Consider the following 22,605-nt stretch of genomic DNA (forward strand, 5'->3'; position numbering starts at 1 on the left):
GAATCATGCGTATCGTCATCGCCGAAGACGCCGTCATCCTGCGTGACGGTCTCGCCCAGCTGCTCGACGCGTACGGCCACGACGTTGTCGCGACGGTGGGTGACGGTGACGCGTTGCGCGCGGCCGTGGACGAGCATCGGCCCGACATCGCCGTGGCCGACATCCGCATGCCGCCCACCTTCACCGACGAGGGCCTCAAGGCCGCCATCGCACTGCGCCGGGACCATCCGGGGCTCGGGGTCCTGGTCTTCTCGCAGTACATCGAGACGAGGTACGCCTCGCGGATGCTCGCCGAAGGCGCGGGCGGAGTCGGCTATCTGCTCAAGGACCGGATCGCCGACTTCGGCGAGTTCATCGACGCTCTCACCCGGATCGCCTCCGGCGAGACCGTTCTCGATCCGGAGGTCGTCACCCAACTCCTGGCCGCCGAACGCCGAGGGCTGGACACGCTGGACAGTCTCACGGAGCGCGAGCGCAAGGTCCTGGAACTCATGGCCGAGGGCCGCACCAACTCGGTGATCGCCAAGTCCCTTTTCCTCGGCGAGAGTTCGATCGAAAAGCACGTCTCCAGCATCTTCACCAAGCTCGGCCTCCCGCCCTCCGCGGACGACCACCGCCGCGTCCTCGCCGTCCTGCGCTACCTCGGCGTCTGAACGCGCAGGGCCGTGGTGTCCGCCGACTGCCTTCCGGTTATCCGGAAGCCGGAAGGGTGGCCTCCCCCGTGGTGGCGGGTGGGCTCCGACCACGACGCTGGTGCACATGGACGGAATTGAGCCGGCAGTCACGTCGGCAGTCACCCTGACGGGAGTGCACAAGAGGTTCGGACGGGGCAAGAACGCCACGCATGCCCTTCGAGGTGTGAACGCGGCGATCGCGAAAGGGTCCTTCACCGCGGTGATGGGGCCCTCCGGATCGGGCAAGAGCTCGCTCCTGCAGTGCGCCGCCGGGCTCGACCGGCCGTCCTCGGGCTCGGTGAGACTGGGTGACCTCGAGCTGAGCCGCATGATGGAGAGGCGGCTCACCACGATACGGCGGGAACGCATCGGCTTCGTGTTCCAGGCGTACAACATCCTGACCGCTCTGACCGTCGAGCAGAACGTCCTGATGCCGCTGCGGCTCGCCGGGGCTGAGCTCGACCGGGAACGGGCTGTGGAAGTGCTGACTCTCGTCGGTATGGAGCGGCACATCAAAGCCCGGGCCGGTCAGCTGTCCGGAGGCGAGCAGCAGCGGGTGGCGATCGCCCGGTCGCTGGTCAACAACCCGGAGGTGGTCTTCGCCGACGAACCGACCGGAGCGCTGGATCCCGCTGCCGCAGCCGACGTGCTGGCGTTGCTGCGCTCTCTGGTCGACGAGCGTTCCGTGACCGTCGTCATGGTCACGCACGAGCCCGGTGCCGCAGCATGGGCGGACCGGGTCGTCATCCTCGCGAGCGGCGAGATCGCCCACGACACCTCCGACACCGACCCACAGCGGATCCGCGAGCGGATATTCGAGGCGAGCAGACGCACGGTGCCCGTGCCGGTTCCGCCGTCGAAGACGCACCAGGGGAGCTGGGCATGACCGCGGGTATCGCTCGCGCCTCGTTGAGGTCACGGCCCGCTGCCTTCGCGGGAACCTTCGTCGCGTTGCTGTTCGCCTCCACTGTGGTGAGCGCCTCCACCATGCTGCTGAGCAGTGCGACCAACGATGACCTCGTGGCAATAGCCGTTGTCATGCTGATCATCTCGATCTACCTGGCGATCTTCGTGGTGGCCTCCACCATGAGCACAGCAGTGGTCCAGCAGCAGCGTGAGTTCGCGATGCTGCGGGCGGTGGGGGCGCGGCCCTGGCAGATCCGCCGGGCGGTCGCCCTCCAGGCGGTGACCGCCGCTCTACCCGCCGCCGTGCTCGGCTTCGGTCTCGGCGGAGCCCTCGGATGGTGGGGCTTTCGCGGAATGATCGACAACGGTGTGGTCCCGCCCAGCTCGACCTTCAGCTTCACCTGGGCCGCCCTACCGGCCGCGCTCGGGGTCGCGGTGCTGACCTCGGCGGTGGCGGGGATCATCGCCTCGGTCCGGATGGCGGCGCTGCGCCCGGCCAGGGCGGTGGCAGAGTCCGCCAGTCCGCGCCGCGAACTCGGGCTGGTGCGTACCGCATTCGGGGTGCTCGCCGTGGCTGGTGGAATTGCGGCCTTGAGGGCGACCGCAGAGCAGACGCCCGATCAGGCCACACAAAGCGCCATGCTCGTGCTGATTCTCTTCTGCGCGGGTATCGGTCTGCTCGGTCCACGCATCATCGGGCCCGCCGCGGTGCTTGCCTCGGTGCTGCTGCGGCCGTTCGGACCGGCCGCCCAGGCCGCGATGCTCAATGTCCGCTCCCAGACCCGCAGATATTCCGCCGCCGTGATCCCGGTGGTGCTGGGTGTCGCATTCGCCACGATGAAGATCGCAGTACATACGACCACCGAACACGTCAGGGGTGTCGCCCAGGATCCGTCCTGGGCGTGGCTGGACTACGCCGGAACGGGTCTCTACGCGGGCTTCGCCGCGATCGCGGCCGCCAACCTTCTGGCGGTGATCAGCCACGAGCGCCGCCGCGAACTCGCGCTGCTCCGGGTCGTCTCCGCCACCCCCGGCGACATCCGGCGGATGGCCGCCTGGGAGGCCGTCCTGCTCGGGCTGACCTCACTGATCCTCGGCGGTGTCGTCGCCGCGCTGACGACCATCCCGATCCTGAGCAACACCCTGCATACCAGCGTGCCGTACCTGCCCATCACCGCGGTCGCCGGCATCGTCGGCGCGACACTGGCGCTCACGCTGGTGTCGATCGGGCTGCCCGTAAACATGGCCCTTCGCAGGCGCCCCACCGAAACGATCAAGATGGCCTGAGCTACTCAGCGGTGCCTGGGCCCCGCCCGACAGCCGTGTCAGACCTCCGTCAACGCGATCCCAGCAGGACGTGGCCCGTGCCCCCGGCGCGACTCCCCAGCCCGCAACGGGCCCGAACCCGGCTGCCCCAGAGGCCGGGACCCTCATTCCGAGTCCGATCCGAGCGCCTCGATCGTCGGGACGGCGGCGGCCCTGCGGGCCGGAAGGACCGCCGCGAGCAGGCCCGTCGCGGTGCTCGCCGCGAAGAAGACGGTCAGCCTTCCCCAGGGCAGCAGCGGTTCGCTGCCCTGGGCCGCGACCGCGGCGGCCCCGATCACGCAGCCCGACGCCAGTCCGAGTGCCGAACCCAGCAGCGCGATCACCGCCGACTCCAGCCGGACGACGGATCTGACGCCCTTGCGGTCCAGGCCGACGGCGCGCAACAGGCCGGTCTCCCGCACGCGTTCGGACACCGCCATGCCCATGGTGTTGACGACGCCCAGCACGCCGATCAGTACGGTCACGCTCAGCAGCGCGTACATGATGTCGAGGAACGGCCTTACGGGACGCACGGCTTCGGCCTCCGCCGCCTTGCGGTCCTGCACGAGCAGCGCCGGATTGTTCAGCGTCCGGCGGATCTCCTCGCGCAGCGCGGCCGTACGGCCCGGTGCGGCCTGGACGACGACCGAGGCGATGACCGAGTCGATGGGCGGGCTGTTCTCGTGCGTGGCCTGCCGTGCCGGGCGAAGGGCTGTCAGCGTGTCGTCGGAGATCAGGACGGGGGAGAGGGCCTCCGGTCCCTCGTAGACGGCGACGACGGGAAGCGTGATCCGCTGCCGGCCGCCGTCGAGCCGGGCGCGCACGCGTGATCCCACATGCCAGTCGTGTTCGGCGGCCTCGCGGGCGGTGACGGCGATTCCGCGGTCGAGGCGCTTCAACGAACCGTCCCGTACGTGCAGTCGGTCCAGCCGGGCGGCCGCGCGGGGGTCGACGGCGGTGGCGTCCAGCACGTCTCCGTCGGCGAGGCCCAGCGCGACCGGTACGAGGGAGGTGACTGCCTCCGCGTCCGGCAGCTCCGCGATGCGCCGTGAAGTGTCGTGGCCGACGTCCGCGAAGTCGACGGCGGTGACGCGCAGTTCGGAGGGCATCCCGTCCCGCGCCTCCTGCTCGATCTTTCCCCGCAACGAGAACGCACCGACCGTGACCGCCGTGACGAGCGACAGCCCGATCATGAGCGCGGTGGCGGTGGCGGCCGTACGCCGTGGATTGCGGCGGGCGTTCTCCACGGCGAGCCGGCCGCGCACGCCGGCGAGCCGCGCCAGCGGCCGGCGGAGCAGCCGCGTGAAGCCCGAAGAGATCAGCGGGGTGAGGACGATCAGCCCCGTCAGCAGGACCGGAACCGCGACGTACAGCAGATCCTCGTCACCGGTGGCCGCGACGCTCAGCAGCAGCGCGCCGAGCCCCGTGGCCGCGAAGCCCGCGATGTTGCGGAGGCGCAGGGAAGCGGCCGTGGGCGGCGTACCCGTCCCCAGTGCGGCCACCGGCGGTACGGCGGCGGCCCGGCGTGCCGGTATCCAGGCCGAGACCGTGGTGACTCCGGCGCCGACACCGAAGGCCGCCAGCAGCGGTACGGCACCGAACACGTGCAGCGGAGCTGCCGGGGCGTCCGCCGAGGCGAACAGGGCGTTCAGCGCCGCCGCGACGCCGATGCCGAGCACATGGCCGGCTGCCGAGGCCACCGTCCCCACCAGGGCCGCCTCGGTCATCATGAGGCGCAGCACCTGACGCCGGGTCGCGCCGACCGCACGCAGGAGTGCGTGCTCGCGTGCGCGGGCCGCGCTGAGCATGGCGAAGGTGTTCGCCACGAGGAAGACGGAGGCGCCCAGCGCGACGGCGGCGAAACTCAGCAGGATGTACGCGAGTTTGGGGTCCTCAGGGACGGTCTCCGCGTCCAGCCGGGCCCTGGTGACGGCCTCCGCCCCTCGCGGCAGCACCCCTTCCGCCTGCCGGGCGAGCCGGGACGGTGATGTGCCGGGCGCGGCGGTCAGCGTGATCTGCGAATAGGCGCCGGGCGCCGCGAAGTCGCGTGCGGCCGTGGCCGTACGGAAGGCCGTGAGGGTGCCACCGAGGGCGAGCCTGCTGTCGTGGGCGTTGAACGTACCGACGAGGCGCGCGTCGCGCGCGGTTCCCCGCACGACGACGCGTACTCGGTCACCGGCCCGGTATCCGGCGTCTGCCGCCGCCTTCTCGTCGACGGCCACCTCGGTGGACGTACGCGGACCGCGGCCGGTGCGGAGCCGGTAGCGGGGGTCCCTTCCGTCCTCGCCGGCAACCCAGTTGACGCCCGCGGCCCGGTACAGATCACCGACGAGCCTGCCGTCGCGGCCCACGAGGAACGCGCGGCCCTCGGCCGTTCCCCGGGCGGCGGAGGCTCCGGGCAGCGCGCGGAGGCGGCGGACGAGGCGGTCGTCCAGCCGTACGGGACCGGCACCGGCGCCGCCGGACCCTGCCTGCTGCCGCGCACGCACCGCCACCGATACGTCGGGCTGGGACTCGCGCTGCGCCAGGGTCTGCCCCGCGCGGACGGACTCCGTGTACATCAGCGAGCCAGTCACGAAGGCGACGCCGAGGAGTACGGCGACGGCGGACAGCGCGAATCGCAGCCGGTGGGCGCGGAGGTTGCGTATGGCGGTGCGAAGCATCGAAGAGCCTTCTGTGGGGGTGCGGACAGCAGCAGACGGAGCGCGAGCAGCAGCCGGTACGCGGTACGGGCACGGCCCGCGGGCGGCCAGGGCCAAGACCCGGGCCCCGAACCGGAGTTGGAACCCGGGCTCGGACCCGAGCCCGAATCCGAGCCCGGACCCGAGCCGGAACGCGAGCAGTGACCGGCGGGGGCCGCGAGCACCGGAGCAGCACCGGGGAAACCCGGAACCGCAGCGCTCCGGGCCGATCCTGCGGGCCCGCGCCCGCGCCCTGCATCAACCGGAAAGCCGATCCGGACGCCCCCACATCGCCCCCGGATCAACCGAATTGCCGAGGTGCCGCGGGACGCGGCGCCGTAGCGTGCCGGGCATGCCCAGTGCCCGCCGCTCCCGCCCGTCCCTCTTGCCCCTCTCCTTCTTGCGCCCGTCCCTGACCCCTCTGTCCCTGACTCGTCTGTCGCTCTCCCGCTTGCCGCTCGCCCGCCCGTCCGTCGGGCAGGCGCTCCTCGTGCTCACGGCCGCTGTGCTGCTCGCGCTCGTGGTCGCCGAGAGCTGGGACACGCGATTCGTACCGACGGCCGTGGGCACCGTCGTCAGCGGTGCGCTCTGCCTGGCCGCACTCGTGGTGCCCGTGGAGCTGCTGCCGCGCGCAGCCGCGCTCGCCATGACCGCGTCCGCCGTGCTCTCCGTCGTCTCCGCCAACCTCGACCACCGACCCGAACACACCCCGGGCATGGTCGAGTTGTGCGCTCTGCTGGCTCTTGCCGCCCGCACCGTCCGGCACTTGAGGCTGCTGAAGGCCACGGCCTTTGTGGCCGGGGCCTCCGTGGCCGTGGCGCTGGTACCGCTGCGGCTGTCCGACGCCGACCACGAGCATCTGAACCTGCTGGAGACCGCCCTGTCGGTCTGTGTGGTGGCCGCCGTACTGGCGGGGCTGTGCCTGCGGCTGCGCGACCGGCTGCGGGCACGCGAGCGGGAGGGCATCCGCCAGGCCCAGCGGCTCGAATACGCCCGCGACCTGCACGACTTCGTGGCGCACCACGTGACCGCGATCGTCGCGCAGACCCGGGCCGCCCGGTTCACCGCCGCGCAGGGGCGCGAGCAGGACCCCGCGGAGCTCGACCGGATGCTGGAGGGCATCGAGAACGCCGCCTCGCAGTCGCTGAGTTCGATGCGCGGCATGGTCTCGGTCCTGCGCAGCAGCGCCCCGCCGCGGGCGCCCGCCGGACAGGAGCTGGCGCACGTACTCAAGGGCGCGGTCGAGGACTTCTCCGTGTGCGGGCCGCCGCCGGTCACCGTCGACGTGGACCCGCGGCTCTCGGGCAGGCGGCTGCCGCCCGGGCTCGTCGACGTGGCCCACGGCGTCGTACGGGAGGCGCTCACCAACGCCCGCCGTTACGCGCCGGGCGCCACCTCCGTCGTCGTCACCGCCTCACCGCGGCCCGGGCCCCCGGAGACGCTGCATCTCTCCGTCACCGACGACGGAACCGGCCCCGGCATATCCGCCACCACCGCACCCGGCATCGCCGCAACCAGGACCTCCGCACCCGGCCACGACACCTCGGGCCACGACACCTCCGGAGACGACTCCGGTGACGACAGCCACCGTGCCGAAGTCCCGTGTCTCGGCGGCGGGTTCGGCCTCACGGGACTCGCGGAGCGGGTCCAGGGAGCGGGCGGCCGCTTCACCGCGGGCCCGCGCGAGGGCGGGGGCTGGCGCGTCGAGGCCCGCTTCCCGCTGCCCCCCGCGACCTGAACCCGGCCGCCGTGCGCGGCGCTTCTGACACCATGGGCGGAATGACGATCCGGCTGCTCATCGCCGACGACCAGGAGATGGTCCGCTCGGCGTTCCGCATGATCCTGGGCTCGCAGCCGGACATGGAGGTCGTGGCCGAGGCGGCCGACGGCGTCGTGGCCGTCGAACAGGCGCAGCGGCTGCGCCCGGACGTCTGTCTGCTGGACATCCGGATGCCCGGCCTGGACGGGCTGGAGGCCACGCGCCGGCTGGCCGGTCCCGGCGTCGCCGACCCGTTGAACGTCCTCATCGCCACGACCTTCGACCTCGACGAGTACGTCTACCGCGCTCTGCGGAACGGGGCCTGCGGCTTCCTCCTCAAGGACGGGTCGCCGGCGCTGCTGACCGAGGCCGTGCGGGCCGCGGCGTCGGGGGACGCCATGATCGCGCCGTCCGTCACGGTCCGGCTCCTCGCCCGTATGACGGCCGGTACGACGGCCGGTACGACGGGCGACGGCCCGTCCGGCACGAACGCCCCGCCCGGCACGGACAGTCCGGGCACCGGGACGAAGCGGCGGAACAAGGCGACGGAGTCCCCGGGGCCGGGCGGGCGGCGTGCGCCCGCGGAGCTGCTCACGCCGCGCGAGCTGGAGGTCGTCCGGCTCGTCGCCCGCGGCCGTACGAACGAGGAGCTCGCGGACGAGCTCTACGTCACCCTCGCGACCGTGAAGACCCATCTGGCCAACGCGCAGCGCAAGCTCTCCGCCCGCAACCGGGTCGAGATCGCGGCCTGGGCCTGGGAGAACAACCTCTGCTCCGGCTGACGTGCCTCCACCCGCCTGCCCCGGACCCGACCGGACACAGCGAAGGCACCCGGGACACAGCGAAGACCCCCTGGACACAGCGAAGGCCCCGCAGTCGCTGGGGAAAGCGCTGCGGGGCCTTCGTCGGTTCAGTGAGCGATCGCGGAGCGATCTCCCGCGCCGCACCCGCGTGGCGAACGCAGGCCGCGTGCGGCGCGTGGTTCACACCGTGAGGATCATGAGGACTCGTCGAGGACCGACTCGTCGAGGACGAGGACCCCGGAACGACCCCGGAACCCGTGGACGTCGTACGTCACGAGCACGAACCGAGCGTCACGCTGTGAAGCGGCCGGTACGGCGCGGAATGAGAGGGCCCGCGGAACCCGCACCGGCGAGAGGGGCCGGTCAGCCCTTGAGGCCGGCGACGCGCTTGGCGAGCGCGGACTTCTTGTTCGCCGCGTTGTTCTTGTGCAGCACGCCCTTGCTGACGGCCTTGTCGAGCTTGCGGCCGGCGGCGCGCTGGGCCTCGACGGCCTTCGCCTCGTCGCCGGTGGCGACGGCCTCGTGAGTGCGGCGGATCGCCGTCTTGATCTCCGACTTGACCGCCTTGTTGCGCTGGCGTGCCTTCTCGTTGGTCTTGATCCGCTTGATCTGGGACTTGATGTTCGCCACGAAGAATTGCCTTTACGGGTTCGGTGTGATGATGCCTTTCGTGCCACCGTGAGCTTCCGGTGCGAGCGCCGGCTCCGGGCCGGACGGATGTCGTCGGCGAACGTGATCGGTGAAACCGATCAGCCGGTCCTGTCGCTGAGCGCACGAGGCACAGTCGGTCAGGCTACCAGCAGCCCACGTGGCCTCCCAATCCGGTCCGTACCGCGCGCTCATGGGACCATGGAGGCTGCGACTTCGTACGAGAGCTCCCCCACGGGCCTTGACCGAGGCCCTCCCCGCCGAACCGACAGACCCGACAGGACACTGAGTGCCCGCGACCCCTTCGAACGTGCCGGAGCCGAGCCGCACCGACCCGGCGCTGATCCGTAACTTCTGCATCATCGCGCACATCGACCACGGCAAGTCGACGCTCGCCGACCGGATGCTTCAGCTGACCGGCATCGTCGAGGACCGGCTGATGCGTGCCCAGTACCTCGACCGCATGGACATCGAGCGTGAGCGCGGCATCACGATCAAGTCCCAGGCCGTACGCATGCCCTGGGGCCCCTCCGGCGCCGAGGAGGGTCCGTACATCCTGAACATGATCGACACCCCGGGGCACGTCGACTTCACCTACGAGGTCTCCCGCTCGCTGGCCGCCTGCGAGGGGTGCATCCTGCTGGTCGACGCCGCGCAGGGGATCGAGGCGCAGACTCTCGCCAACCTCTATCTGGCGATGGAGCACGACCTCACGATCATCCCGGTGCTGAACAAGATCGACCTTCCGGCGGCCCAGCCCGAGAAGTTCGCGGCGGAGCTCGCCCACCTCATCGGCTGCGAGGTGGAGGACGTGCTGAAGGTCTCCGCCAAGACCGGCGAGGGCGTCGCGGAGCTGCTGGACGAGGTGGTGCGGCAGGTGCCGCGGCCCGTCGGCGTCGCGGACGCCCCCGCCCGCGCGATGATCTTCGACTCGGTCTACGACGCGTACCGCGGAGTCGTCACGTACATCAAGGTCGTGGACGGGCAGCTCGGCAGGCGCGAGCGCATCAGGATGATGTCGACTGGCGCCACCCACGAGCTGCTGGAGATCGGCACCAACTCACCGGAGATGACGGCCGCCGACGGCCTCGGCGTCGGCGAGGTCGGCTATCTGATCACCGGTGTGAAGGACGTGCGCCAGTCCAAGGTCGGCGACACCGTCACGAGCCTCGCCAAGGGCGCCGAGCAGGCGCTGCCCGGTTACAAGGACCCGAAGCCGATGGTCTTCTCCGGCCTGTATCCGCTGGACGGCTCCGACTACCCCGAGCTGCGCGACGCCCTCGACAAGCTCCAGCTCAACGACGCGGCGCTGTCGTACGAGCCGGAGAACTCCGTCGCCCTCGGCTTCGGCTTCCGCGTGGGCTTCCTCGGACTGCTGCACCTGGAGGTGATCCGGGCGCGCCTGGAGCGGGAGTTCGGCCTCGACCTCATCGCCACGGCACCGAACGTCGTCTACCGCGTGGAGATGGAGGACGGCGGCGAGCACGTCGTCACCAACCCCAGCGAGTTCCCCAGCGGCAAGATCGACAAGGTGCACGAGCCAGTCGTACGGGCGACGCTCATCGCGCCCAGCGAATTCGTCGGCGCGATCATGGAGTTGTGCCAGTCGCGCCGCGGCAGCCTGCTGGGCATGGACTATCTCTCCGAGGACCGCGTCGAGCTGCGCTACACGCTGCCCCTCGCCGAGATCGTCTTCGACTTCTTCGACGCGCTGAAGTCCCGTACGCGCGGCTACGCTTCGCTCGACTACGAGCCGACCGGCGAGCAGACCGCCGACCTGGTCAAGGTCGACATCCTGCTCCAGGGCGACCAGGTCGACGCGTTCTCGGCGATCGTCCACAAGGACAAGGCGTACTCGTACGGGTCGCGCATGGCGAACAAGCTCCGCGAGCTCATTCCGCGGCAGCAGTTCGAGGTCCCGATCCAGGCCGCGATCGGAGCGCGCGTCATCGCCCGCGAGACGGTCCGGGCCATCCGCAAGGACGTGCTCGCCAAGTGCTACGGCGGCGACATCTCGCGGAAGCGGAAGCTGCTGGAGAAGCAGAAGGAAGGCAAGAAGCGCATGAAGGTCGTGGGCCGCGTCGAGGTGCCGCAGGAGGCATTCATCGCCGCGCTCTCGACCGACGGCGGAGGCACCGGGGCGGAAGGCGCCAAAGCCAAGAAATGAAAAATAACGAAAGGGCTACTTGAGCGGCCCGGAAAAGGTTCAGAAACAGGGTGAGACGGGCCGTTCTCGGCCCGTCTCTCTGTGTTTCCTGGGGAGCCTGTGACGATCGCGAGGTGATCGGGGTATTCCGAGCGACGTCCCCCTTACGTTGGGCGCCGACGGCCTCTAGGCTGGCCGCTGCTTCTAGTTACTCGTGAGTCAACAAGTACTCACCCCCACGCAAATCACACCGAGTAAAGGTGCCAGCGGAGGATGTCGTGACCGACACACAACCCCTGATCGAGAACCGGCCGCCCTCCGTGGCGACACTCTTCCTGGAAAGGGTCGAGGCCACCCCGGACGCCGAGGCCTACCGCTATCCGGTGCCCTCCGCCGCGGGCGAGGGGCCGGACGACTGGCGCAGCTACACCTGGGGACAGGCGGCGCATCGCGTCTTCGGCATCGCCGCGGGGCTGATGTCCCTCGGTGTGGCCCCCGAGGAGCGCGTGGCCATCGCGTCCAACACCCGGGTCGACTGGATCCTCGCCGACCTCGGAATCCTGTGCGCGGGCGCCGCGACCACCACGGTCTACCCGAGCACCAACGTCGAGGAGACCGCGTACATCCTCGCCGACTCCGACAGCCGCGTGCTGATCGCGGAGGACGTCGAGCAGCTGGAGAAGGTGCGGCAGCACCGCGCCGACCTGCCCGGCCTCAAGCACGTCGTCCTGATCGACTCCGGTGACGAGTCCGAGGGCGGCGTCCCCGCCGGCACCGGCCCCGAGCACGGCGACCCCGAGGGCTGGGTGATCAGCCTCGCCGAGCTGACCCGGCGCGGCACCGACCACCTGCTGAACGACTCCGAGTGCGTCAAGAACACGGTGGCGGCGCTCCGTTCGGACCAGCTCGCGACGCTCATCTACACCTCGGGCACCACGGGCAAGCCCAAGGGCGTCCGGCTGCCGCACGACTGCTGGGCCTACATGGCGAAGGCCATCGCCCAGTCCGGCCTGGTGACCGACGAGGACGTGCAGTACCTGTGGCTGCCGCTGGCCCACGTCTTCGGCAAGGTGCTCACGGCCGGGCAGATCGAGGTCGGCCATGTGACGGCCGTCGACGGGCGCATAGACAAGATCATCGAGAATCTTCCGGTCGTGCAGCCGACGTACATGGCCGCCGTGCCCAGGATCTTCGAGAAGGTCTACAACGGCGTCGCGTCGAAGGCGAAGGCCGGAGGTGCCGCCAAGTACAAGATCTTCCAGTGGGCGGCGGGCGTCGCCCGCGAGTACGCCAAGGTCACGCAGGAGAACTTCCGCCGTACGGGCAACGCCACCGCGCCCGCCGGTCTGAAGGCCAAGCACGCCGTCGCCGACCGGCTCGTCTACGCCAAGCTCCGCGAGGCCTTCGGCGGGCGCCTGCGCGCGTGCGTCTCCGGATCGGCGGCCCTCGCGCCCGACATCGGCTACTTCTTCTCGGGCGCCGGCATCCACATCCTGGAGGGGTACGGGCTGACCGAGTCCTCCGCGGCGAGCTTCGTCAACCCCGGCGAGGCCTACCGCACCGGCACCGTCGGCAAGCCGCTCGCCGGCACCGAGGTCCGCATCGCGGAGGACGGCGAGATCCTGCTGCGCGGGCCCGGAATCATGGAGGGCTACCACGGGCTGCCGGAGAAGACGGCCGAAGTCCTGGAGGCCGACGGCTGGTTCCACACCGGCGACATCGGCGAGCTGTCGGACGACGGCTATCTGCGGATCACGGACCGCAAGAAGGACCTGATCAAGACCTCCGGCGGCAAGTACATCGCGCCAGCCGAGGTGGAGGGCCAGTTCAAGGCCCTGTGCCCGTACGTCTCCAACATCCTGGTGCACGGCGCCGACCGCAACTTCTGCACCGCTCTGATCGCGCTGGACGAGGTCAGCCTCACCGCGTGGGCGGAGGAGCAGGAGCAGCTGAAGGGCAAGCCGTACTCGGAGGTCATCACCAGCGACGAGGTGCGGCAGATGGTCGACGGCTACGTCGAGGAGCTCAACGGCACGCTCCAGCGCTGGCAGACCATCAAGAAGTTCCGTGTGCTGCCCCGCGACCTGGACATCGAGCACGGTGAGCTGACGCCCAGCCTCAAGCTCAAGCGGCCCGTGGTGGAGCGGGAGTTCGGGCACCTCATCGAGGAGATGTACGCCGGGACGCGCGAGGCCTGAGGCGGCGGCGCGCGCCAGGGGAGTGTGCAGCAGGAACCCCTGAGAAACCTGAAGTGACGGCGTGAGCCGGGCGGCACGTACGGCGGCCGCCCGGCTCACGCCGTCGCTCTACGGGCGGGCTGACGGTGTGCGGTTCGGGCGGCGCGGCGGGCAGCCCGCCGGTGCGCGGCCTCTCAGGGGAGCTCGGTGCGGAGCTCGTGCAGGGCCTCGGCCAACTCGGCGATGCGCCGCGCGAGTTCGGGCACATCGGGCGCGGCGGGCGGGCCGGATGCCGGGGCGTGCACACCTGCGGTGGACGCGGCCCCCGCGGGGTTCAGCTGCCGCTCCAGGCGCTCCAGCCTCCGCTCGAACTCGCCCAGCCTGTCCCGCTCACCGGCCAGCACTCGCTGCAACTGCCGGTTCTTCCGGTCCAGTTCGAGGAAGACGGAGACCTTGGAGCGCAGCATCCACGGGTCGAACGGCTTGGTGAGATAGTCCGCGGCGCCCGTCGCGTAGCCGCGGAAGGTGTAGCCGGCCTCGGAGGCGGACTCGGCTCCGGTCAGGAAGATGATCGGCACGTCGCGGGTCTGGTCCAGGCGCTTGATGTGGCCCGCCGTCTCGAAGCCGTCCATGCCGGGCATCAGCACGTCCAGCAGGATGACGGCGAACTCCTGCCGCAGCAGCGCCTTCATGGCCTCCTCTCCGGAGGTGGCCCGTACGAGCGGCACCTCCAGCGCGCCGAGCACCGCTTCGAGCGCGACGAGGTTGTCCTCGCGGTCGTCGACGAGGAGGATGCCCGCCTCCTCGGCCGGGCCGGTGTACGAGGTGTGCGGTATGCGGGTGTGGACTTCGGATGTCATTGCGGCCTCGGTGAGGAGTGCGGGTCGAGCAGGGAGAGCACCGTGCCGAGCAGCGCTTCGACGGCAACCGGCTTGGGCACGTAGGCGGAGGCTCCCGCGGAGAGCGACTGCTCGCCGTCGCCCGGCATGGCCTGGGCGGTGAGGGCGACGACGGGCAGCTCCTCGAAGCGGGGGTCGGCGCGGAGGGCGCGGATCGCCTCGTAGCCGTCCAGCTTCGGCATCATGATGTCCATCAGGACCAAGTCGACGGCCGGTCCGTCGCGCAGAGCGGCCAGCGCCTCGGCTCCGTTCTCCGCGTAGCGCACGGACATGCCGACCCGGCCCAGGAGATGGGTCAGTGCGTAGACGTTGCGGATGTCGTCGTCCACGATCAGCGCCCGCTTGTCGCGCAGTACGAGCGCGGCGCGGCCCGTCTGCCAGGCGGCGAGGCCGGACGGCGGGGCCGGTGCGGGCGTTGTGGCGGAAGTTTGTGCCGAACTCGCCCCCGGAACCTGGGCGTTCCCGTTGGCGTCGGCGCCACCCGCGCGGTCCCCGCCGTGGCCGTTGCCCCGGGACGGCGGCAGCTGTGCCGGCAGTACGGCGGCCGGCGCCTCGTGGGCCTGCGGAGCGCCCGCGGCGGGGGCGGGCACCGGCGCCGCGGGCACCGCAGCGGGCACGTACAGGGTGAAGGTGCTGCCGGAGCCCGGCGTGCTCTCCACCGTGATGCTCCCGCCCAGCAGCCCGGCCAGCTCCCGGCTGATGGCCAGGCCGAGCCCCGTACCGCCGTAGGTGCGGTGCGAGGAGCCGTCCCCCTGCTGGAACGCCTCGAAGATGCGCGGCAGTTGGCCCGGCTCGATGCCGATGCCGCTGTCGGTGACGCGGAAGGCGATCAGTGCCTCGCCGTTCTCGCCGCGCTCACGGGCGCGCTCCGCGTGCAGTTCGATGCCGCCCTCTGCGGTGAACTTCACCGCGTTGGACAGGAGGTTGCGCAGCACCTGCTGCAACCGCCGCTCGTCGACGTGGAGTTCGTCGGGCGCGTCGTGCGCGGACGTGACGGAGAACCCGAGCCCGCGGTCGTGCGCGATCGGGCGGAAGGTGTCCTCCACGTACGCGAGCAGCTTGCGCAGCGTCAGGTGGCGCGGCCTGGCCTCCATCCGGCCGGACTCGATCTTGGCCAGGTCGAGCACGTCGTTGATCAGGGAGAGCAGGTCGGTGCCCGAGCGGTGGATGGTCTGCGCGAAGCGCACCTCCTCGTCGGACAGGCGCCCCGACTCGTTGTCCGCGAGCAGCCGGGAGAGGACGAGCAGCGAGTTGAGCGGGGTGCGCAGCTCGTGCGACATGTTCGCGAGGAACTGCGTCTTGTACTGGGAGGAGGCGGCCAGCAGGGCGGCCTTCTCGGAGAGTTCGGTGTTGGCCCTGATCGTGTGCAGGGCGACGCCCATGGTGTGCACGAACTGGTCGAAGAAGGCCAGGTGGATGTCGCTGAAGGTGCTGAAGGAGGCGAGTTCGAGGACGCCGAGGAGCGTGTCCTCGTACAGCACCGGCAGGATCACGACGCACGCCGGCCGTGCCTCGCCCAGCCCGGAGCCGATGGGCAGATAGTCGGGCGGCACGTCCGTCAGCAGCAGCCGCCGCTTCTCCGCCACGACCTGCGCGACCAGGCTGTGCCCGCGCGCACCGTGCCCGCGCGCACCGTGCGGCCGGGCGCCCGGCTCGTACGCGGCGGTGCCGTAGCCCGCGACATAGCTCAGCTCCCCGTCGCCCGTGGCGGCCTCGTCCTCGGGGCCCTCGGCGAGGAAGAACGCGCCGAACTGCGCGCCCACCAGCGGCGGAAGCTCCCGCATGATCGGCTCGGCGATCTCGCGTATGTCGCGGCGGCCCTGCATCAGCGCGGCGAGGCGGGTGAGGTTGGACTCCAGCCACTCCTTGGCCCGCGTGGTCTCCCGCAGATCGGAGACCATCCTGTTGACCGCCTCGGCGGCGTCCCGCCAACTGCCGGACAGGCCCCCGGCGGTGGTGTGCGTGGTGACCGGCCCGCTGTGCTTGCCGTCCGGGCCGCGCCCGCCGCCGTCCCCCTCCTCGTCGAGCGCGGCGCGCGTCACCTCACCGGTGAAGAGGGCGAGTTGATCGGTCATGCGGTTCACCGTGCGCCCCAGACGGCGCAGTTCGCCCCGCAGCGCCCTGCCGTTCTCGTGCAGATCGACACGGCGTGACAGATCGCCGTCGGCGACGGCGGCGAGCACCCGGGTGGCCTCGGCCCGTGACCCGAGGAGCGTCTCCAGAAGGGTGTTGACGGCGTGTACGGAGTCCGTCCACATGCCCTGGCCGGGACTGGCGGTCAGCCGTTCGTCCACACGGCCACGGCGCACGACGTCCGCGCGTACCCGCATCAGCTCCGTCGCCAGGTGCTCCGTGCGCGCCGCGAGTTGGTTGACGGTGTCGGCGAGGTCGGTGTGCACGCCGGGAGCCACGTCCCGGGCCACCTCGACCCGGGCGGTGAAGTCGCCGTCGCGCAGGGCGCGCAGAGCGCAGAGCACGGGATGCAGACCTTGCGGATCATGCGGACCCGCACCCGCGTTCAGGGCGTTGTCCGGAAGTCCGGACACTTGACCACTCATGGCAATGCCGCCTCATCGGTTTGGTCACCCGGCGCATCTGGATCGGCTCAGTCTGTCACCCTTGCGATAATCCCGTGAGGAGTAACCGGAGAAGTGGTGGGGGCAGGCACTGTGGGGATGTCGTCGACGCGCTGGGGGGAAGCGGACGAGGTGGAGGAGCGCACGCGCCATGACGCGGGCGCACCCGTCCGCACTGCCGGATCCGCCGTTGTACGGGAGGCGCTGGCGGGCAACGCGCGAGCGCCTTCCGCCGCGCGGGAGTTCGTGCGTACGGCGCTGCGCGGCTGGGAGGTCCCCGTCCGGACGGTCGAGGATGTCACCCTGCTGGCCAGCGAGTTGGTGACGAACGCGGTCGTGCACGCCGGGACCTCGGTGCGCCTGGAGTGCCGTCACGAGGGCCGCACCCTGGCCGTCGAGGTCGCCGACCGGCACCCCACCCGCGCCGTGGAGACCCGCGCTGCCGGCGAGGACCCGGACGGCACCCGCGACGGCCATCAGGGTCACGGGCTGCGCCTGGTGGCGGCCCTCGCCGAGGAGTGGGGCGTCACCTACCGGCGGGACGGCAAGACGGTCTGGTTCCGGCTGCCGAGCGAGGCCGGTGAGGGCACGGCCGGTGAGAGGCTGACCGATGAGGGCCTGGCTGATGAGGGCCTGGCCGCCGGGGAGGACGCCGAGGCGTACCGTACGGCCGCGTCGGTGCCCGCTCCGGGCGCCGCCGCGGACGAGCGCGCCGGGCAGCGCGGCCCGGTCAGCCTGACGGGGAGCCTCGCCCCGACGCCGCAGCGCCCCGCGGGAGCCGTACGCCGCCATGACCCCGACTGGATCGACCACGGCATCCTCTCCTTCCTCGCCGAGGCCTCCGACCTCCTCGCCGGCCAGACCGACGAGGACCGAGTCGCCTCCCTGGCCTGCCAGTTGCTCGTCCCGCGCTTCGCCGACTGGTGCGCCGTCTGGCTCGCCGACCCCGACGCGGGCGCCCCGCTCCGCCTCTCGCGCGTATGGCACACGCAGGAGGAGCGCATGGACGAGCTGCGCGGCGAACTCAAGGCGTCGCCGCCGCACCTCACGGGCCGCACGCCGCCCGGCCGGGCCGTCCCGTGGGACTGGCCGGGCCAGGCGTCCGCCTACGGGCCGGGCGGCGCGGCGGTCGGCTGCCGCCTCGTCGTCGGCGGACGGACCGTGGGCGCGCTCGTCATCGGGCGCGCCGGACTCATCCGCATCCCTGGCGAAGTCGTCGGCATCGTCGAGGACTTCGCGCGCCGCGTCGCCCAGGCGGTGCTCTCCGCCCGCCGCTACACGCGTCAAGCCACCATCAGCCGGGTGCTCCAGCGGGGGCTGCTGCCGTCGGGAGACGTCGCCGTGCCGGGCGTCGAGACGGCCGTCGTCTACGAGCCCGCCGGCGAGGGCTCCTGGGCGGGCGGCGACTTCTACGACTTCTTCGAAGGGACGGACGGGCGCTGGCGGTTCGCCCTCGGTGACGTGTGCGGCAACGGCCCCGAGGCCGCCGTCGTCACCGGCCTCGCCCGCCCCGTGCTGCGGCTGCTCGCCCGCGAGGGCCACGGCGTGCCCGAGGTGATGGACCGGCTCAACCGCGAAGTCGGCGAGCAGACCCGCTTCCTGTCCATGATCTACGGCGAACTGACCCCGCGCCCCGCCTCCGAGGGCGGCGGCACCCGCTGCACCCTCGTCTGCGCGGGCCATCCGCTGCCGCTGGTGCGCGAGGCCTCGGGGAAGGTGCGTCCGGCGGCGGAGCCCCAACTCCTGCTCGGCGTCGAGGAGAACGTCTCGTACGAGAGCCAGAGCGTCGTCCTGGAACCCGGCGAGACGCTGCTGTGCGTCACGGACGGCGTCACCGAACGGCGCTGCGGCCGGCGGCAGTTCGATGACGACGACGGGCTCGCGGCGGTGCTCGCGGGGTGCGGCGGTCTCGACGCGGCGGCGACGGCGGAGAGGGTCCGTCGTGCGGTCCACGCCTTCGGCGACGGTGCTGCGGCGGACGACCTGGCGCTGCTGGTGCTCCGGGCACACGGGGGCGCCTGACCGGCGCGAGCGCGCCGGATTTGACCGAAGGGCAGCCGTGGCCGCGGGCGCGCCGGCGGCTGTGGATGCGGCGGCCGTCGCCTGCGCGCGCTGCGCCTGCGGGCGCTGCGCGAGGTCGCCCACGCGGGCAAGACACGCGTACCGTGCGCGGTCGCCGACGCTGCCGGACTCGCCGCCGTGGTTGCCGCTGCCGCGGCTGTCTCCTGTTCCCCTCCCGACGCCTCCGGACTCCGGCCTGTGCGGCGGTTCTTCGGGGCGCATGTGCGGGGCCGTGGGAGCGGCGTGCGCCCGGCGGTCGGGCCGACATGGTCTGCTCGCCGCCCTCGGCGGCCCGGCCGCCTCGACCCTGGACGCGGTGGACACCCGCTCCCGTGTGCCGTCAGCGGCCGATTCCGCAGCCGGTTGCGGACGCCCCGCCGGTTGCCGTGCTTCTCCCGTCCGGATGTTTCGCCGATGTAGCCATATCTCCCCGGGCGTTAACGACAGAAGTTACTCACGGGTCTCGATTGACGCGATGTATGCCCCGCTCTACTGTTCCGGTCAAACGAACAGCGTTCATGTCATCGGAACAAGTTCCGGCGCTGGGCCTCGGGTTGGAGGGAGCATAAGTGACAACTCCTGACATCGAGACCCTCCTGTCCCCGGTCAGCCTTGACCGAGTCCGCTTGCGCAACCGTGTCTTCGTCCCCGGGCATACGACGAATTTCGGTCACGACAACCGGCCCACCGAGCGCCACACGGCCTACCACCGCGAGCGCGCCCGCGGCGGAGTCGGACTGATCATCACCGAGGGCATCCGGGTCCATCCGACCAGCTCCGGCCGCCACATCAGCCTCGGCAGCTTCGACGACTCCTCCATTCCGCAGTACGCGGCCGTCGCCGAGGCGGTGCAGACGCACGGCACGCGGCTGTTCGCCCAACTACTGCACACCGGCCGCCAGGCCGGCGGGGACGCCACCCGTACCGCCGCATGGTCTCCGGGCACCGCCCCGTGGGCGGCCGGGATGCACATCCCGCACGCCATGGGCCGCGGGGACATCTCCATCGTGGTGCGGGCCTTCGGCGCGGCGGCCCGTCGCATGCAGCGGGCCGGCTACGACGGTGTCGAGATCCATCTCGGCCACGGCCATTTGATCGAGCAGTTCCTGTCGCCGTTCACCAACACCCGTACCGACGCCTACGGCGGAAGCCCCGACGGGCGGCTGCGGTTCGCGCGCGAGGTGCTGACCGAAGTCCTGGCGCAGGCGCCGGGACTCCCCATGGGCATTCGCATCAGCGTCGACGAGTTTCTGCCCGGTGGGCTCACGCCTTCCGACATGGTCGAGATCGTCGGCCTGCTGCGGCAGGAGTTCCCGCTGCTCTACGTGCACGCCAGTCACGCCGCCTACCACGGCAGCTACTCGCTGGGTACACAGATGGCGGACATGAGCTTCGAGCACGCCCAGTTCCGGCACCACGCGGCCCTGTTCAAGAAGGAGTTCCCGGATCTCCCGGTGCTGGCGGTCTGCCGTCTGGACAGCGTGCCCGAGGCGGCCGCACTCGTCACGGCCGGAGAGGCGGACCTCGTCGGACTGGCCCGGCCGCACATCGCCGATCCGTACCTGGTCCGCCGCGCCCACGAGGGCCGTCCGCACGACGTCCGCTCCTGCATCGCCTGCAACCAGGGCTGTGTCGGACGGCTGGAGGCGAACCTGCCGATCTCGTGTGTGGTCAACCCGGAGGTCGGTTCCGAAGCGGAGTGGGCGGCGGTGCGGTCGGGTCTTACCGCGGCCGCCGACCCGGTCACGATCAGGCGTGTCCTGGTCGTCGGCGGGGGTCCCGCGGGGATGGAGGCCGCCCTGGCCGCTGAGCGGGCCGGGTTCGAGGTCACCCTCGTCGAGGCCGGCCGGGCGCTGGGCGGCCGGATTTCCGACGCGGCCACGGTGCCGGGCCGGGAACGGCTGGGCCTGATGGTCGCCGACCTCGTCCGCGAACTCGGCCGTTCTGCCGTGACCGTGCGGCTCGGCGAGCCGGTGGCAGCGGCGGATCTGCTGCCCGGAGGACGTCTCGACGGCTTCGACGACGTCGTCGTCGCGACCGGTGCCCGTCCCGGGAAGCGTGAACTGCCGGACGGACCGCCCGTATTCGACATCCTGGAGGCGATTGCCGCGTTGAGGGCTCCTGTCGCCCCGCTGCTCGGCACGGTGCTCGTCCGGGACGATCAAGGCGGCTGGGCGGCGGCCTCCGTCGCCGAGAGCCTCGCCCGGGGCGGCGCTCAGGTGCACATGCTGTCGCCCACTGCCTCCTTCGCCTCGAAGATCACCACGTACTCCAAGCTGGCGCTGACCAGCCGGCTGGGTGAGCTGGGGGTCAGGTCGCATCCCATGCGGGACGTGGCAGCGGCACGGGGCGACAGCGTCGTCCTGCGTGACACGCTCTGCGGCCACACCGAAGAACTCACCGGCGTCACGGCCGTCTTGGACGTGGGACTGCCGGTGGCCGACGACGGACTGTACCGGGCCCTCGACACCCGGGACGACGCCCCGCGCGTCCACGTGGTCGGTGATGCCAACGCCCCCCGCACCGCGCTGGAGGCCGTGTACGAAGGCCGGCTCGCCGGAACCTTCCTGACCGACGCGGTCACCGCCGCCGGACTCCTTGCCCAGGCCCACTGACCCGTACTCGCAACCCGTACTCCCAACCACTCACCGTTCGACCGACGCACGGAACCGCCGGACGGCGGCCGATCCACAGGCCGCGCTCTCGCCCGGGCGATCCCCGACGCAACCCGTTCGGGGCCGCTCCGGCCGGCTCGCCCGCACCCGAGGACATCCGTCCGGGTCCTCGGCCGGGCCCGCTCCGGTCGCACCTATCGCCATCACGCTCCCGGGCCGCGTTGTGCCCTTCATCGCCGGTCCCCGGCTTCCGCACGCCCCGCCGCCCCACCCGAACAGGAGAGACACATGATCGACATCGAGGACCAACTCACCCTCGACGAACGCTCGTCCGTGGACTTCATCCTGACGCTGCGCAAGCGCTGGTCCGACACCGTCTACCCGGCCCTCGTCAGCGAGTACGAAGCGGAAGGTCCGGCGGAAGGCACGGTGGACGGCGCCTCGGACCGTATGCGGGAACTGAGCCTGTACCCCTGGTACAGCCACCTGGAGCGGGTGCAGCAGAAGATGCTGTGGAAGACCGTCGGCGAAGCCGTCCTCGGCCGCGGCGAGGAGCTGCGGCAGCTGCTGGAACAGACTTCCGAAACGCCCGAGGGCCGGCTCGTGCTCGACCCCCACCTGGAACTGCCCGCCTGGTACACGGACTACGACATCCACATCCAGCCCGGCAGCTTCTACTCCGACGACCTGAGCGGTTACGTCTACGAACTGGGCGCGCGGATCGTGATGCTGCGCGACAACGACGGCTACAAGTTCCACCGGCTGTTCACCGAGACAGCCCTGCCCGACGTGCCGGGCGCCACCCAAGTCCTGGACATCGGCTGCGGATTCGGCAAGAGCACCCGCCCCCTGGTGGCCAAGTACCCCGGTGCCGAGGTCATCGGAATCGACCTCGCCGCACCCGGCCTCCGCCTCGCGCACGCCGAGGGAGGCGCCATCACCTACCTCCAGGCCGACGGCCGTGCCACCGGCCTGGACGACGCCTCCTGCGACGTCGTCACCGGCACCATGGTGCTGCACGAGATGCCCTCCGACGCGGTCCGCGAGACCGTCCGCGAAGCGGCCAGGCTGCTCAAGCCCGGCGGCACCATGAGCTTCCTGGAGTTCCAGACCACCGGCGATCCCTTCCGCGACGCCACGATCTACGAGCACGCCGAGCGGAACAACGAGCCCTTCTTCCGCCATCTGTTCGCGACCGACCTGCTCGGCGTCTGCGCCGAGGCAGGCCTGACCGACGCCGGCTGGACGCCTTTCGACGAACGCCGTGACGGCAAGCGCCCCGAGGGCTGGGGCGACCGCACGGAGTGGCACTTCCCATGGGCCGTTCTGACAGCGACCAAGCCGGAGAGCTGAGG

Annotated in this window: 14 protein-coding genes; 10 read left to right on the forward strand and 4 right to left on the reverse strand. The window is 71.3% G+C overall.

Annotation, left to right across the window (positions count from 1 at the left end; translation table 11 throughout):
- The first annotated feature begins 5 nt into the window (after nucleotides 1-5).
- The 3 genes from QQM67_RS04470 (at nucleotide 6) to QQM67_RS04480 (ending at nucleotide 2,867) form a co-directional block, all read left to right on the forward strand.
- Nucleotides 6-653, forward strand: a complete 648-nt coding sequence (locus tag QQM67_RS04470; protein ID WP_314172264.1) for a response regulator transcription factor — start codon at nucleotides 6-8, stop codon at nucleotides 651-653.
- Nucleotides 654-759: 106 nt separating this feature from the next.
- Nucleotides 760-1,560, forward strand: a complete 801-nt coding sequence (locus tag QQM67_RS04475) for an ABC transporter ATP-binding protein (RefSeq protein WP_314172265.1) — start codon at nucleotides 760-762, stop codon at nucleotides 1,558-1,560.
- A complete protein-coding gene (locus QQM67_RS04480; protein ID WP_314172266.1) occupies nucleotides 1,557-2,867 on the forward strand; it encodes an ABC transporter permease in 1,311 nt (436 codons plus the stop codon). The genes QQM67_RS04475 and QQM67_RS04480 overlap by 4 nt, the downstream gene beginning before the upstream one ends.
- A 143-nt stretch (nucleotides 2,868-3,010) precedes the next feature.
- Here QQM67_RS04480 and QQM67_RS04485 read toward each other — a convergent pair whose 3' ends face one another.
- Nucleotides 3,011-5,548: an ABC transporter permease gene (locus QQM67_RS04485; RefSeq protein ID WP_314172267.1), complete on the reverse strand. Its 2,538-nt coding sequence runs from the start codon at nucleotides 5,546-5,548 to the stop codon at nucleotides 3,011-3,013.
- A 370-nt stretch (nucleotides 5,549-5,918) separates the two neighbouring features.
- Between QQM67_RS04485 and QQM67_RS04490 the strand changes: the two genes are divergently transcribed.
- On the forward strand, nucleotides 5,919-7,304 hold the full coding sequence (locus tag QQM67_RS04490; RefSeq protein ID WP_314172268.1) for a sensor histidine kinase: 1,386 nt from the start codon (nucleotides 5,919-5,921) through the stop codon (nucleotides 7,302-7,304).
- Nucleotides 7,305-7,336: 32 nt separating this feature from the next.
- On the forward strand, nucleotides 7,337-8,107 hold the full coding sequence (locus tag QQM67_RS04495; protein ID WP_314172971.1) for a response regulator transcription factor: 771 nt from the start codon (nucleotides 7,337-7,339) through the stop codon (nucleotides 8,105-8,107).
- A gap of 384 nt (nucleotides 8,108-8,491) precedes the next feature.
- Here QQM67_RS04495 and rpsT read toward each other — a convergent pair whose 3' ends face one another.
- Entirely contained in the window at nucleotides 8,492-8,758 is a 267-nt protein-coding gene (rpsT, locus tag QQM67_RS04500) for a 30S ribosomal protein S20 (protein WP_314172269.1), read from the reverse strand.
- Between the two features lie 307 nt (nucleotides 8,759-9,065).
- On the opposite strand from rpsT, the gene lepA reads away from it, so the two are divergent.
- Nucleotides 9,066-10,943, forward strand: a complete 1,878-nt coding sequence (lepA, locus tag QQM67_RS04505) for a translation elongation factor 4 (protein WP_314172270.1) — start codon at nucleotides 9,066-9,068, stop codon at nucleotides 10,941-10,943.
- Nucleotides 10,944-11,200: 257 nt separating this feature from the next.
- Nucleotides 11,201-13,120 carry an AMP-dependent synthetase/ligase gene (locus tag QQM67_RS04510; RefSeq protein ID WP_314172271.1) on the forward strand — a complete coding sequence of 640 codons (1,920 nt, stop codon included), beginning with the start codon at nucleotides 11,201-11,203 and terminating at the stop codon, nucleotides 13,118-13,120.
- Between the two features lie 173 nt (nucleotides 13,121-13,293).
- Here the strand turns inward: QQM67_RS04510 and QQM67_RS04515 are convergent, their stop codons facing one another.
- Nucleotides 13,294-13,959 carry a response regulator gene (locus QQM67_RS04515; RefSeq protein ID WP_314172272.1) on the reverse strand — a complete coding sequence of 222 codons (666 nt, stop codon included), beginning with the start codon at nucleotides 13,957-13,959 and terminating at the stop codon, nucleotides 13,294-13,296.
- Complete coding sequence (locus QQM67_RS04520; protein WP_314172273.1) at nucleotides 13,956-16,556, reverse strand: ATP-binding protein; 2,601 nt, start codon at nucleotides 16,554-16,556, stop codon at nucleotides 13,956-13,958. Before QQM67_RS04520 ends, QQM67_RS04515 begins: the two co-directional genes overlap by 4 nt.
- 117 nt (nucleotides 16,557-16,673) lie before the next feature.
- Between QQM67_RS04520 and QQM67_RS04525 the strand changes: the two genes are divergently transcribed.
- The 3 genes from QQM67_RS04525 (at nucleotide 16,674) to QQM67_RS04535 (ending at nucleotide 22,603) form a co-directional block, all read left to right on the forward strand.
- Complete coding sequence (locus QQM67_RS04525) at nucleotides 16,674-18,596, forward strand: SpoIIE family protein phosphatase (RefSeq protein ID WP_399065774.1); 1,923 nt, start codon at nucleotides 16,674-16,676, stop codon at nucleotides 18,594-18,596.
- 608 nt (nucleotides 18,597-19,204) lie between these two features.
- Nucleotides 19,205-21,250 carry an oxidoreductase gene (locus QQM67_RS04530; protein WP_314172275.1) on the forward strand — a complete coding sequence of 682 codons (2,046 nt, stop codon included), beginning with the start codon at nucleotides 19,205-19,207 and terminating at the stop codon, nucleotides 21,248-21,250.
- Nucleotides 21,251-21,538: 288 nt separating this feature from the next.
- Entirely contained in the window at nucleotides 21,539-22,603 is a 1,065-nt protein-coding gene (locus tag QQM67_RS04535) for a class I SAM-dependent methyltransferase (RefSeq protein WP_314172276.1), read from the forward strand.
- The last annotated feature ends 2 nt before the right edge of the window (nucleotides 22,604-22,605 follow it).

Source organism: Streptomyces winkii (assembly GCF_032248595.1).
Lineage (GTDB): Bacteria > Actinomycetota > Actinomycetes > Streptomycetales > Streptomycetaceae > Streptomyces > Streptomyces winkii.

Bases quoted from the DNA above. Each gene is read 5' to 3' on its own strand.
- QQM67_RS04470 (WP_314172264.1), top strand. From the start codon at position 6: ATGCGTATCGTCATCGCCGAAGACGCCGTCATCCTGCGTGACGGTCTC.
- QQM67_RS04475 (WP_314172265.1), top strand. From the start codon at position 760: ATGGACGGAATTGAGCCGGCAGTCACGTCGGCAGTCACCCTGACGGGA.
- QQM67_RS04480 (WP_314172266.1), top strand. From the start codon at position 1,557: ATGACCGCGGGTATCGCTCGCGCCTCGTTGAGGTCACGGCCCGCTGCC.
- QQM67_RS04485 (WP_314172267.1), bottom strand. From the start codon at position 5,548: ATGCTTCGCACCGCCATACGCAACCTCCGCGCCCACCGGCTGCGATTC.
- QQM67_RS04490 (WP_314172268.1), top strand. From the start codon at position 5,919: ATGCCCAGTGCCCGCCGCTCCCGCCCGTCCCTCTTGCCCCTCTCCTTC.
- QQM67_RS04495 (WP_314172971.1), top strand. From the start codon at position 7,337: ATGGGCGGAATGACGATCCGGCTGCTCATCGCCGACGACCAGGAGATG.
- QQM67_RS04515 (WP_314172272.1), bottom strand. From the start codon at position 13,959: ATGACATCCGAAGTCCACACCCGCATACCGCACACCTCGTACACCGGC.
- QQM67_RS04520 (WP_314172273.1), bottom strand. From the start codon at position 16,556: ATGAGTGGTCAAGTGTCCGGACTTCCGGACAACGCCCTGAACGCGGGT.
- QQM67_RS04525 (WP_399065774.1), top strand. From the start codon at position 16,674: ATGTCGTCGACGCGCTGGGGGGAAGCGGACGAGGTGGAGGAGCGCACG.
- QQM67_RS04535 (WP_314172276.1), top strand. From the start codon at position 21,539: ATGATCGACATCGAGGACCAACTCACCCTCGACGAACGCTCGTCCGTG.